Below are 11,857 nucleotides of genomic sequence, written 5' to 3' on the forward strand. Positions count from 1 at the left end.
TTTACGACGGAATGTAGTAGGGAGTCGGGGTCAGCGGCGGATCGCGGCGAAGGTGCCGATGCGGGGGTCGGGTTGGGCGACGTCGCGGCCGAGGGGTGCGGTGAGGTCGTTCCAGCTGTGGAATGTGGTGTCCCAGCCGAGGTCTCGCAGCCAGTTCTCGACGTCGAAGTCGGCGGTCACGGCGGCGGGGGTGACGTCGGCGGCGACGAGCTGGCGCATTTCGCGGTACGGGGCGCTGTCGGGGTCGACAGTGACGCGGGCGGCGCCGAATCGGCTGCCGGGGGCGGACAGGTCGGTGAGGGTGGTGACGACGCGGCGGTTCCAGTCGCGGGTGAGGGGGCCGAGGGTGCCCTCGTCGATCCAGCAGGTGGGGACGTCGGTGCGGAAGTCGTTGTTCAGCAACGGGTTTGGCCAGTCGTCGCGCAGGTCGGCGGGGATGACGCGGCGGGCGCAGGTCGGTGTGGCGCGGGCTCGGGCGAGTACCGGTTCCTTGAAGGCGAACAGTTCGGGCAGGTCGATCTCGTACACGGTGGTGTCGGGCGGGAGGTCCATGCGGAAGGCTCGGGTGTCCAATCCGGCGCCGAGCAGGACGAATTGGCGGATGCCGGCGTGGGCGGCGGCGCGGACGCGGTCGTCGACGAGGCGGACGCCGACGGTGCGGCCCGGGTAGAACTGGTCGGCGAGGGCGAGCAGACGTGTCCATCGGTCGGTGTCGAAGCCGGGTTTCGCGGCGTCGACGAAGTCTTCCGCCAGCGGGTCGGTGTAGAGCCGGTCGGCGCGTCGGGTTTCGCGTGCCCGGATGACGGCGACGCCGAGGGCGGTCACCGCCACGCCTGTCACCGGAACCCGTGGGGTGTCCCCGCCCATGAACCCTCCCAGAATTTTACTTGCCGCCCGGCTAGGTATTCGCCGGTGGCCCACACGGTAGGCTTCCGCCTTGCCGGTCGTCAAGCAAGGCATGGGGATTCGATGGACAAGCGACGCAGTGACACCCGGGAGCGGATCCGCGCGGCGGCGATGGAATTGTTCGCCGAGCGCGGCTACGAGCGCACCTCGCTGCGCGAGATCGCCGAACAGCTCGGCGTCACCAAGGCCGCGCTGTACTACCACTTCCGCACCAAGGAGGACATCGTGGTCAGCCTCGCCGAGGACCTGCGCCGCGGCGTCGACGACATCATGCGCTGGGCCGAGACCACCCCACCGGGCCCCGCCCGCGCCCGCGAGATCGTCCTGCGCTACGGCACCCTGCTGCACGGCCTCGGCAAGGACATGATGCGCTTGTTCGCCGACAACCAGGCCGCCTTCCGCGACCTCGGCATCGGCGCAAGCCTGCGCTACGAATTCCGCGAACTGGCCGACCTCATGGCCGCCCCCACCCCCACTCCCCTCTCCGTCTTCCACGCCCGCCAGGCCCTACTGGCCATCAGCTGGAGCGTCTCGATGATGGGCGATGTAGCCCTCGACGATGACCAGAGCCGCACCGCGGCGACGAGCATCGCCCTGGACATCGTGGCGCGCATGTGAATTCGGTTCCCGCTGAACGCAACTGAACGAATCACCCCCGCCGCGATACGCTGGAGAACTTGCCCTTTCGAGTGAGGGAGGTGACGTGGTGGGATTTCCGCCCGAGGTGACACAGCGGCTGGTGAGTACGCCCGAGCAGATGGCGGCCGCGTGGGTGGGTGGGCCGCCGGACGAGCGGGCGATCGTGATCGCGCCCTACGATGCGCGGTGGCCGGAGCTGTTCGCCGAGCAGGCGGAGGTGATCGGGCGGGCGGTGCCGGGGTGGATCGCGATCGAGCATGTGGGCAGTACGGCGGTGCCCGGGCTGGCGGCGAAACCGATCATCGATATCGACCTCATCGTGCCCGATTCAGGCGACGAGGCCGCGTACCTCCCCGGCCTCGAACGGGCCGGATTCCGGCTGGTGCTGCGGGAACCCGAATGGCATCAGCATCGCATGCTCACCCGCGATGAACCCGCGGTCAATCTGCACGTGTTCGGCGTCGGAGCCGCCGAGCACCTCCGACACCTGATCTTCCGGGACTGGCTGCGCGCCCACCCGCGAGACCGGGAGCGGTACGAGCGAGCAAAGCGCGCCTTGGCAACCCGCACGGCCGCCGCACCGCGTGACTACAACCTGGCGAAGAATCCGATCATCGACGAGATCTACGCCCGCGCGTTCGCGGCTGTCGAGGGTCGGTGATCAGACACTCGCGACGGCCGTCAGTTCGCGCGGAGTGAGCGTGACGAGGGCCCGCCCGCGCCCGGCGCGCCCTTTCGGGAGGGTGGCGCCGAGGTACTTGGCGCGGATCCGGTCGGTCCACACGTTGTCCGGATCGGGGGCGACGGTGGCGTCGCCGATCACGCGGATCTGCTTGTTCGGCCGCTCCCCGTCCGGACGCAACGCCGCCTCCACATCGATGACGAGCCCCACGCGCGGATTGCGCGCGATGCGGTTCAGGTGGGGGCGGCCGACATAACTGGTCAGGTAGAACGTGCCCGCGGCCCACACGAACCACAAGGGGGTGACGTGGGGAAAGCCCTCGGCGTCGACGGTCGCCACGCGGGCGAGGGCGTCCGAGGACAGGAGTTGCTCGATCTCGGCATCGTGGAGTCGGCGCATCGGGCTCAGCGCAATGGGAAGCCTTGGGCGGCAAGGTGTTCGCGGAGGCGGTGGCGGCCTTTGAGGGCGGCGGTGGAGCCGAGGCGGGTGAGGACGCGGTCGATCCAGGAGTGGGGGAGGTTCTGGTCGGCGTAGAAGTGGGCTAGGCGGGTTTCGTAGCGGGTGGCGTATTCGGTCTGACCGGCGGCGTCGTAGGTTTCGTGGTGCAGGACCGCCTCCTGGGGCAGGCGCGGCTTGACGCGGGCGTCCTCGGTGGGGTCGGGGGTGCCGACGACCAGCCCGACGACCGGGAAAACGCCTGGGGGCAAAGCCAATTCGGCCGCGACCTCGGCGGGGTTGTTGCGGATCGCGCCGATGTAGACCGTGCCCAGTCCCAGGGACTCCGCCGCGACGACCGCGTTCTGCGCGGCGAGCGCCGCGTCCAGGAACGCCACGTAGCTCGACTCCAGATAGTCCGCCCCGTCCAGCGGCACGCCCCGCTCGGCCGCCAGGCCCCGCGCCCGCGCGAGATCCGCCGTCCACACCAGCAGCACCGGGGCCTGGCGGATGTGGTCCTGGTCGCCCGCGAGCTCCGCCAGCCGGGCCTTGCGGCGCGTATTGCGCACGGCCACAACGCTCCACGCCTGGAGATTCGACGACGTCGGCGCGGACTGCGCCGCCGACACCAGCACCCGCAGCACCGCGTCGGGCACCGGATCGGGGCGGTACCGCCGCACCGACCGATGCTCGTGCAGCACCTCCAGCACCGGGTTCCAGGCCGCCGGTTCGACCGATTCCGCGGCGCCGTAGCGGCGGGCCACCGCCCGAGCGGGCGAGGAGACGATTCCAGTCATGGCGGCCATTCTCGCCGCCGGACCGGCGCGGGTCAGGGGTTGCCCGCGGCGCGAGTCGAATTCGGCACACCGGGACACCGCGCCCGGCGCGAAAGTGAGCATGCGCACAGCAGTCCGCGTCGCGAATACCCGATTCCCCCTGCGCGTTTCGGATGTTCGCGCAGGTCACACCGTGCTTCCGCGACCACATCGGCGGCAGGTAAAGAAAAGTAGAAGGTGAGTTCGCGTGCGACTTACCGTTGCTGACATGCGTAACAGTCGGTTACACCTGCTGCTCGCACCAGCGCGGAAGGAAGGGCGACGATGACCACCGACACCTCGGACCGGACGGCCACACCGTTCTCCGCGCCGCTCGCGGACGTGCGCGTGCTCTCCGAGCGCATGGTCGCACAGGTCCTCGACCCCGGCTCGGCGGACAGTGCCGAACTCACCCAGGCGTGCCTGCGGCTCGTCGTGGCCATGCTCGAGGGAACCGACGTCCCGGGCCGCACCCGCGAACTCGACGAGGCCGCCGCCGGGTGGGCGCGAGACGGCTTGCCGCTCAACCAGATCCACCACGCCGTGCACGAGGGATTCCGGCTCGGACTCGACCTCGCGCGCCCCGACCACGGCATCATCGAGGGCACGCGGCGGGTCGTGGAGATCCTCGGCTCGATCACCACGACGGTGTCCGCGGCCTATCTGCGCGAGCTGCGCGCGATCCTCGACGAACAACACACCGCCGTGCACACGGTCGCCTCCGCGCTGCTCACCGGGCGCGTCACCAGTTCGCTACCCCGCGAATACGGGATTCGCATCGCGTCCCGCTACGCCGTGCTCGCGCTGCACATCCCGCACGACGACCACGCCCCCGACGACGAACACCTCGCGCGGGTCCGGCTGCGCCGGGTGCGCCTCGCGGTGAGCAACGCCTGCGAGGCGGTGCTCCCGCTGCTCGACGGCGACGGCGGCACCCTGCTCGTCCCCGCCGACAGCATCGACCTGGACCGGCTGCTCGCCGCCCTGTCGACCGCGGCGCGAATCCCGTTGACCGCCACCGTCGTCGACGCCGACACCGACGACATCCCCGACGCCGCCCAGCAGGCGCACCGCCTGCTCGAGGTCGTGCGGCGCGCGAAGTCCCGGCCCGGCCTCTACCGCTTCGACGATCTGGCCCTGGAGTTCCAGCTCACCCTCCCCGGCCCCGGCCGCGAACACCTCAGCCGGCTCCTCGACCCCCTCGACGACCACCCCGAACTCCTCGCCACCCTGCACCACCACATCGACAACAACCTCAACCGCCAGCGCACCGCACGCATCCTGCACCTGCACCCCAACAGCGTCGACAACCGCCTCAAACGGATCGCCACCCTCACCGGCTGCGACCCCACCCACACCACGGGGCTGTGGTATCTGCGGGCGGCGCTGGTGACCCGCGACCACAAGGCGGGCGCGGAGCAGCGGATCGCGCGTTCGCTTGCGGCGCAAGGAGATCCGGTGGAGTGAGGCACGGCTCCGGGACGCGCGGTGGCGGCGCGCGGCGCGCGGGGATCGCGGCGGGTTAGATTGAGCGCTGCACGCTCGCATCCGCTGTCCCCGAGGGAGATCCGTGACCACGACCGACCGGCCGCGCTCGGCGCTGACGGCCTGGCTGCTGGAGGGCGCCGAGCAGGATCGGCACTCGCATCATCCGGGGCCGATGGCCAAGTCCGCGCACACGACCCACCAGCGGTCGTGGTGGCAGGTGATGTGCCTGACCGGCGTGGACTACTTCTCCACCCTCGGCTACCAGCCGGGGATCGCGGCGCTGGCGGCCGGGGCGCTCTCGCCGATGGCGACGCTGGTGCTGGTCGCGTTGACCCTGCTGGGGGCGCTGCCGGTGTATCGGCGGGTGGCGGCCGAATCCCCGCACGGCGGTGGCTCGCTCGCGATGTTCGCCGAGGTGTTGCCGCGGTGGACGGGCAAGCTGTTCATCCTGGTGCTGCTCGGCTTCGCGGCGACGGATTTCGTGATCACCATGACGTTGTCGGCGGCCGACGGCGCGGCGCACATCGTGGAGAACCCGTTCGTGCCCGAGGCGCTGCGCTCGCACGCGGTGGCGATCACGCTGGTGTTGCTGGCGCTGCTGGCCGCGATCTTCCTCAAGGGGTTCGCCGAGGCCATCGGGATCGCGGTGGTTCTGGTCGGCAGCTATCTGGCGTTGAATCTGGTGGTCGCGGTCGTGGGCCTGTACCAGGTGGCGACCGCGCGGGACCGGGTGGTGGACTGGTCGCACGCGCTGACCACCGAACACGGCAGCGTCGTCGCGATGATCGGCATCTCGCTGCTCGTGTTCCCGAAACTCGCGCTCGGGTTGTCCGGTTTCGAGACCGGGGTGGCGGTGATGCCGCAGATCAAGAGCGCGCCCGGTGAGACCGAGGACGCGCCGCGCACCCGCATCCTCGGCGCCCGCAAACTGCTCACCACCGCGGCGCTGATCATGAGCGGCTTCCTGCTCGTCACCAGCTTCATCACCGTCGTGCTCATCCCGGAGAAGGACTTCGAGTCCGGCGGTCCCGCCAACGGGCGCGCGCTGGCGTACCTCGCGCACACGTATCTGGGCAGCGGATTCGGCACCGTCTACGACGTGTCCACCATCGCGATCCTCTGGTTCGCCGGGGCCTCGGCGATGGCCGGTCTGCTGAACCTGGTGCCCCGCTACCTGCCCCGGTACGGGATGGCTCCGGAATGGGCACGGGCCACGCGTCCGCTGGTGCTGGTGTTCGCGCTCGTCGCGTTCGGGATCACCTGGTATTTCGACGCCGACGTCGACAAGCAGGGCGGCGCCTACGCCACCGGGGTGCTGGTGCTGATCACCTCGGCGGCGGTCGCGGTGACGATGTCGGCGGCCCGGCGCGGGCAGCGCGGGCGCGTCCTCGGATTCGGCGCTGTCGCAGCGGTTTTCGTGTACACGACGGTCGCCAATGTCTTCGAGCGGCCGGAGGGTGTGCAGCTGGCGTCGCTGTTCATCGTGTCGATCGTCGTGGTGTCGTTCGCGTCGCGGGCGCGGCGGGCGTTCGAGCTGCGCGCGGTGGAGGTGCGGTTCGACGACAAGGCGGCGTGGCTGATCGACCGGATCGCCGCCAGCGGCACCATCCGCATCGTCACCCACGACGTCGAAGACACCCGCGACCGGATCCCCGAGGACTACCGCGAGAAGGAAGCCGCGCAGCGCGTCGAGAGCCACATCCCGGCCAAGGATCCGATCCTGTTCCTCGAGGTGGTCGTCAAGGACGCCTCGGAGTTCTCCAGCGACCTGCGCGTCACCGCCGTCGAACTGGACTCCTACAAGATCCTGTCGGTGGAGGCGGCCGCGGTGCCCAATTCGATCGCCGCGATCCTGCTCGCCATCCGCGACCGCACCGGCCTCGAACCGCACGTGTATTTCGAATGGACCGAAGGCAACCCGATCGTCAACCTGCTGCGGTTCCTGTTCATCGGCGAAGGCGAGGTGGCCCCGGTGACCCGGGAAATCCTCCGCCGAGCCGTACCCGACCCGCACCAGCGGCCGCACGTGCACGTCGACTCGTGATCCGAGGGGTGCGAATCCCCCTGCGGCACAACGACTCTCAGCGCGTCGGCCAGCCGGAGTCGCTGAGGATGGTGGCGGCCTGCTCGGCCTGGCGGACACCGGATTCGTAGGCGGGGGCCAGGGCGGCGGGGTTGAACAGGTCGGGACCGAACGCGGCGATGGACATGGTGTCGGGCACGATCGAGACCGCGGTGGCGCCGCCGAGGTCGCCGTCGGAGGGTAGGTGGCCGAACAGGTGGGCCAGCGGCTCGATGATCACCACCAGCTCCGCGCCCGCCGCGAGATGGGCGTTGATGGGTGAGCCGATCCCGCCGTCCATGTAGTGGGTGGCGCCGATCGGGATCGACGGGAACACCCCGGGCACCGCCGTGCTCGCCGCGACCGCCTCCGGCAGCGAAACCCCGTCGGCGGCGGTGAAACCGCGCAACTCACCGCTGGCCGTGTCGACCGCGGTCACGATCAACTCCCGCGCGGGCCACATCGTCGCGCCGACCAGCTTCTCCATCCGCGCCACATGCTCGGCGGGCGAGTCCACCAGCGGTTCCCGCGCGGCGAGTTCGGCCACCTTGCGTCGCGCCGCCGCCAGATCCAGGCCCGGCTCCCGCAGCGGGGCCAGCACGTCGAGGTTCACCCGTTGCGCGGGCCGCGGCTCGGCCGTGGGCGCGGGCGGGGTGAGGATCTGGGTGAGGTCCCCGCCATTGGCGAGCACGGCCGCCACGATCGCCCCCGCCGAGGTCCCCACGAGCCGCTCCGCCGCACCGAGATGCACCCCGTAGCCCGGGAGCGCGGCGGCCAGCCCTGCCAGCCACGACAAACCGACCGGGCCCCCTCCCCCCAGTACGAGCGCGGTCCGAGAAGAGTTGGGCGACACAGGCTCCGACATGCCCCCTACCCTACCGATCGGTGGCCTCGTCACTTCCGGCGGCCGGGCGGGCCGATCCGGTTTCCGTGCGGATCACTCACCCCGCGCGCCGCGGCTGGGAGATGTGCGTGTCGCTCAGCGGCCCTGCCACACCGGCGGCCGCTTCTGCGCGAACGCCAGCACCCCCTCCGTGGCGTCGCGCGACGACAAGGCGGTCGCCGCGACCTCGCCCTGATGGGTGAACCCCTCGGCCGTGGACCAATCGGGGCTGGCGTCGACGATGCGTTTACTGGCCGCGGTGCTCAACGGGGCGTTCACGGCGATCCGCTCGGCCAGTTCCAGAGCGGCGTCGAGGGCCTTGCCCGGGTCGACGACCGCGTTGACCAGCCCCAGTTCGGCGGCGCGGGCGGCCGGGATCGGGTCGCCGGTCAACGCCAGCTCCATCGCCAGGGCACGCGGGAGACGCTGCGCCAGGCGCAGCACACCGCCGCCGACGGCGACCAGTCCGCGTTTGACCTCCGGCAGCCCGAACGTCGAATCACGCGCTGCCACAACGAGATCCGCGGCCAACGCCAGTTCGCAGCCGCCCGCCAGGGCCGGACCCTCCACCGCGGCGATGAGCGGCTTCTCCGGCGGCCGGGCGGTGACACCGAGCGGGCCGCGGCGCTCGGTCATGGGCATCTCGCCGCGGGCGGCGGCCTTGAGATCCATTCCGGCGCTGAAGAATCCGCCCGCGCCGGTGAGGATCGCGACCCGCGCGGCGTCGTCGGCCTCGTAGGCGTCCAGGGCGCGTTCGAGGGCGACGGCGGTGGCGAGATCGATCGCGTTGCGGACCCGCGGGCGGTTCACGGTGATGATCGTGACGTGGCCGCGGCGCTCGACCAGGACGGGCGGTTCCGGCGGGGCGGGCAGCGGCACCCGCCGGTCGCCCTCGACGCGGATCGCGTCCCCGTCGAGGGCGACCTCGAGGCCGAGCAGGTCGCGCTCCAGGGCGGCGGCGACGGTGTCGGAGTCGGTGCTGCGCACCAGGATTCGCTCACCCGCGGAACCGATCAGGCTGAACACCGCGGCCTCGGGAACGCCGTCGCGGGTGTAGGGGACGGTGTAGGCCTCCACGACGGCGCGGCCGGTGACGGTCGAGCGGGCCGGGCGGGCGGGCGGATGCTCGATGATCGGGGTCAGATGCCGGTAGGGTCGCCGCGGCGGGCGGGTGGAGTAGACGCCGAGCGCGTGTTTGGTGACATACCAGCCCAGCGAGGTGGACAGGCCGTAACTGCCGGGATCCTCGCGCAGCTTCCGGACCAGGGTCGCGACGGCGTGGCCGCCGTAGTTGTTGCCGGGGCCGCCGCCGAAGGTCAGCCCGCCGGTCACCGACAGCGGGCGGTCCGGATCGTCCAGGGGCAGACCGAGTTCGCGTGCGGCGATCTGCACCGCGACCGGGAAGCACGCGTACAGGTCGACGTGCGCGAGGTCGCCGGGCTCGATGCCGGTGTGGGCGAGCGCCGCCGCGCCCAGGGTGCGAATGGCCGGGGACGCGGCCAGTTCGGCGCGTTCGCTGGTGAACCACTCGTCGTGGCCGGAGGCGCCCGCGTGCAGGAACACCCAGCGGTCCTGCGGGATGCCCGCGGCCCGGGCGGCGGCCGCGCTGCACACCACGATGCCGCTGGCCATGTCGACGGTGAGGTTGGCGCACTCGAGTTTGGTGTAGGGGGTGGAGACCATGCGGTTGTCGGCCGACACCGCCGCGATTCGCTCCGGGGTGAATTCCTCGGGCTGCCACGCGTATTCGTTGTTCGCGGCGACGCGGGACAGCCGCGACCACAGGGCGGCGACGGCGGCGGCGTGCTCCCCGGCGTCGCGGCCGAGGCGGTGGCGGTTGGCCGACTCCATCAACGCGTACATGTTGATGGGGGCGATCAGCCCGGCGGTGGTCTCGGCGGCGTTGTTGGCCGGTTTGTCGATGCCGACCGTGCGGGTCGGGGAGATCGCGGAATCCTGTGTGGGCCAGGTCAATTCGCGGCCCTCGCGTTGGGCGGCGGACTGGGTGGCGCCCGCCTCGGCGCCGGTGACCAGGACGATCTCGTAGTCGCCCGCGGCGATGGCGGCGGCGGCCTCGTTGATGACGAGCTGGCCGCCGTCGCCGCCGAACGTGCTCGACTGGACGGTGTCGACGCCGCGCGCGCCGACCCGCGCGGCCACCTCCGCACCCAGGTCGCGGTACTGCCACGACGCGCAGGCCACCGCGAACACGGCATCCGCGCCGCGCAGCAGGGACTCGCCCGGCCCCGCGTCGTCGGCGGCGCGGCGCAGCGCCCGGGCGGCGAGTTCGGCCGGATCGGCGGCGAACTCGGGGGTACGGCCCACGTACTGACCCACCCCCACCAGGACGGGGGTGCGCGGATCGAGATCCTCCCCGGAGGCGTCGTGCCGGACCGGGGCCTGCGCCACGCGGGCGCGCAGCGGGCCCGCCGCGGCGACGGCCTCGGGCAGTTTCGCCAGCGACGCGGTCATCGCCTCGCCCAGGCTGCGGGTGACCGAGCCGCCGAGCGGGCCGTCCACGGGCGGGCCGCCGATACCGGCGTCGAAGGACACCAGGGTCTCGGAACCGGTGGCGGACACGGTGATCCAGTACCCGAGCCGTACCTGTTGCGGGGCTCGGCCGCGCAGTTCGAAGCGGTGGCCCTCGACGACGGCCACGCGCCATTCGATGTCGACGGGCAGGCCCATCACCAGCGCCTGCTGGACGAATTCCAGGCCCGGCCGGACCGGGCCCGGGGATCGGCCGCGCCAGCCGGTGTGGGCGGTGAACCACTCGCCGAGGCGATCGAGGTCGCTCAGGTAGGCCCACACGGTGTCGGGGTCGGCGGCGAGAGACTGTTCGGCGTGGGCGGTGCGGCTGAACTCGGCCAGGCCCGCCGGGGCCTCGACGCTCGCGACCGGCGCGGACTGGGGCTGGTCCGCGCCGCCGATCAGGCCCCGCACCAGATCTCCGGCGATGCGTGGATCCTTGCGCACCGCGTCCAGGAGCGCGCCCGTGGCGCGAATCCCCTTGCGCGCCGCGCGAATACGATCGAAACCCGGCACAGCCGACACGATTCCACCTCCACCTCGAATGTGAGACCATTAGATGTCCAATAGTCTCACCCCGTCAAGGGGTGCCGCGAAGGGAGCCGCCGCGTGACCAGACCCGGTGCGCCGCTGCCCAACCTGTTGCGCCGCGCGGCGGGCCGCGCCTTCGCGGGCGCCCACCCCGACACCGGCGACACCGACGCCGCCATCCTCGACGCCGCCGTCACCGTCCTCGCCCGCCGCGGCACCCGCGCCGCCACCATGGCCGAGGTCGCCGCCGCCGCGGGCGTCGGCCGCGCCACGGTCTTCCGCCGCTTCTCCGGCAAGGACGAGTTGTTCGAACGCGCCCTCACCCGCGAGATCACCGCCCTGCTCGACGCCCTCGCCGCCCGCCTGGCCACCATCGACGACCCCGCCGAACAGGTCGCCGCGGGCTTCGCGCTCTGCCTCGGCCTGCACCGCCACCCCCTCCTCGCCGCCGAGGCCACCCACCGCGGCGAACTCCTGCACGCCCTCACCCACGGCCCCCACGCCCCCATCACCCTCGCCCACGCCCGCGTCACCGCCCACATCTCCCGCGCCCAAGCCAAACACCAACTCCCCCCGGGCAACCCCTCCGCCCAAGCCGACGCCCTCATCCACATCACCCTCGGCTACCTCCTCACCCCCAGCCTCACCGTCGACCTCACCGACCCCACCGCCGTCGAATACCTGGCCCACGTCGCCATCGCCCCCATCCTCACCGGCCCCCCGAACCCCCCACCCCCATAAACCCATTACAACCTCCCCGCCCACGAACCCAGCCGCACCCTTTATTCGGATGGGACTGTCTGAGATCTTGTGGGTCGGATGGTGATCGGAGAAGCTGGGGCGGTTTGTCTCAGCGGAAGGGATCATCGTGTCGGAGGAGTCGAGGC

The 11,857-nt window shown here is 71.6% G+C and carries 10 protein-coding genes; 5 read left to right on the forward strand and 5 right to left on the reverse strand.

All coding sequences use genetic code 11. The annotated features are described in order from the left end of the window. Positions 1 to 30: 30 nt before the first annotated feature. Complete coding sequence (locus ACFYTQ_RS36600; protein ID WP_387370841.1) at positions 31 to 867, reverse strand: SAM-dependent methyltransferase; 837 nt, start codon at positions 865 to 867, stop codon at positions 31 to 33. A gap of 102 nt (positions 868 to 969) precedes the next feature. Between ACFYTQ_RS36600 and ACFYTQ_RS36605 the strand changes: the two genes are divergently transcribed. Continuing rightward, positions 970 to 1,524 (forward strand): TetR/AcrR family transcriptional regulator, encoded by a 555-nt coding sequence (locus tag ACFYTQ_RS36605; protein WP_387370843.1) that lies wholly within the window; start codon positions 970 to 972, stop codon positions 1,522 to 1,524. Between the two features lie 85 nt (positions 1,525 to 1,609). Beyond that, entirely contained in the window at positions 1,610 to 2,206 is a 597-nt protein-coding gene (locus ACFYTQ_RS36610) for a GrpB family protein (RefSeq protein ID WP_387370845.1), read from the forward strand. Here ACFYTQ_RS36610 and ACFYTQ_RS36615 read toward each other — a convergent pair whose 3' ends face one another. Continuing rightward, positions 2,207 to 2,626 (reverse strand): pyridoxamine 5'-phosphate oxidase family protein, encoded by a 420-nt coding sequence (locus ACFYTQ_RS36615; protein ID WP_387370847.1) that lies wholly within the window; start codon positions 2,624 to 2,626, stop codon positions 2,207 to 2,209. It lies immediately after the preceding gene. Between the two features lie 5 nt (positions 2,627 to 2,631). Next, complete coding sequence (locus tag ACFYTQ_RS36620) at positions 2,632 to 3,459, reverse strand: NADPH-dependent oxidoreductase (protein WP_387370849.1); 828 nt, start codon at positions 3,457 to 3,459, stop codon at positions 2,632 to 2,634. A gap of 303 nt (positions 3,460 to 3,762) precedes the next feature. Here ACFYTQ_RS36620 and ACFYTQ_RS36625 point away from each other — a divergent pair, with 303 nt between their 5' ends. Together ACFYTQ_RS36625 and ACFYTQ_RS36630 are read left to right on the forward strand one after the other, a co-directional pair. Beyond that, positions 3,763 to 4,944 carry a PucR family transcriptional regulator gene (locus tag ACFYTQ_RS36625; RefSeq protein WP_387370851.1) on the forward strand — a complete coding sequence of 394 codons (1,182 nt, stop codon included), beginning with the start codon at positions 3,763 to 3,765 and terminating at the stop codon, positions 4,942 to 4,944. Positions 4,945 to 5,137: 193 nt separating this feature from the next. Then, positions 5,138 to 7,009, forward strand: coding sequence for an amino acid transporter (locus ACFYTQ_RS36630; RefSeq protein ID WP_387370865.1), 1,872 nt, complete (start codon positions 5,138 to 5,140; stop codon positions 7,007 to 7,009). Positions 7,010 to 7,046: 37 nt separating this feature from the next. On the opposite strand, the gene ACFYTQ_RS36635 is transcribed toward ACFYTQ_RS36630, so the two are convergent. Together ACFYTQ_RS36635 and ACFYTQ_RS36640 are read right to left on the reverse strand one after the other, a co-directional pair. Continuing rightward, the gene (locus ACFYTQ_RS36635) at positions 7,047 to 7,892 is read right to left on the reverse strand and encodes a patatin-like phospholipase family protein (RefSeq protein WP_387370853.1); all 846 of its coding nucleotides are present in this window, start codon (positions 7,890 to 7,892) and stop codon (positions 7,047 to 7,049) included. Positions 7,893 to 8,006: 114 nt separating this feature from the next. Then, entirely contained in the window at positions 8,007 to 10,964 is a 2,958-nt protein-coding gene (locus ACFYTQ_RS36640; RefSeq protein WP_387370855.1) for a crotonase/enoyl-CoA hydratase family protein, read from the reverse strand. Between the two features lie 84 nt (positions 10,965 to 11,048). Between ACFYTQ_RS36640 and ACFYTQ_RS36645 the strand changes: the two genes are divergently transcribed. Then, positions 11,049 to 11,711, forward strand: a complete 663-nt coding sequence (locus tag ACFYTQ_RS36645; protein WP_387370857.1) for a TetR family transcriptional regulator — start codon at positions 11,049 to 11,051, stop codon at positions 11,709 to 11,711. The last annotated feature ends 146 nt before the right edge of the window (positions 11,712 to 11,857 follow it).

Source organism: Nocardia sp. NPDC004068 (genome assembly GCF_042874315.1).
In the GTDB taxonomy this organism is placed as follows: Bacteria; Actinomycetota; Actinomycetes; order Mycobacteriales; family Mycobacteriaceae; genus Nocardia.

What these genes read in the sequence shown, in the direction of transcription:
- ACFYTQ_RS36635 (WP_387370853.1), bottom strand. Translation starts at nt 7,892, where the DNA reads ATGTCGGAGCCTGTGTCGCCCAACTCTTCTCGGACCGCGCTCGTACTG.
- ACFYTQ_RS36630 (WP_387370865.1), top strand. Translation starts at nt 5,138, where the DNA reads ATGGCCAAGTCCGCGCACACGACCCACCAGCGGTCGTGGTGGCAGGTG.
- ACFYTQ_RS36625 (WP_387370851.1), top strand. Translation starts at nt 3,763, where the DNA reads ATGACCACCGACACCTCGGACCGGACGGCCACACCGTTCTCCGCGCCG.
- ACFYTQ_RS36620 (WP_387370849.1), bottom strand. Translation starts at nt 3,459, where the DNA reads ATGACTGGAATCGTCTCCTCGCCCGCTCGGGCGGTGGCCCGCCGCTAC.
- ACFYTQ_RS36615 (WP_387370847.1), bottom strand. Translation starts at nt 2,626, where the DNA reads ATGCGCCGACTCCACGATGCCGAGATCGAGCAACTCCTGTCCTCGGAC.
- ACFYTQ_RS36605 (WP_387370843.1), top strand. Translation starts at nt 970, where the DNA reads ATGGACAAGCGACGCAGTGACACCCGGGAGCGGATCCGCGCGGCGGCG.
- ACFYTQ_RS36600 (WP_387370841.1), bottom strand. Translation starts at nt 867, where the DNA reads ATGGGCGGGGACACCCCACGGGTTCCGGTGACAGGCGTGGCGGTGACC.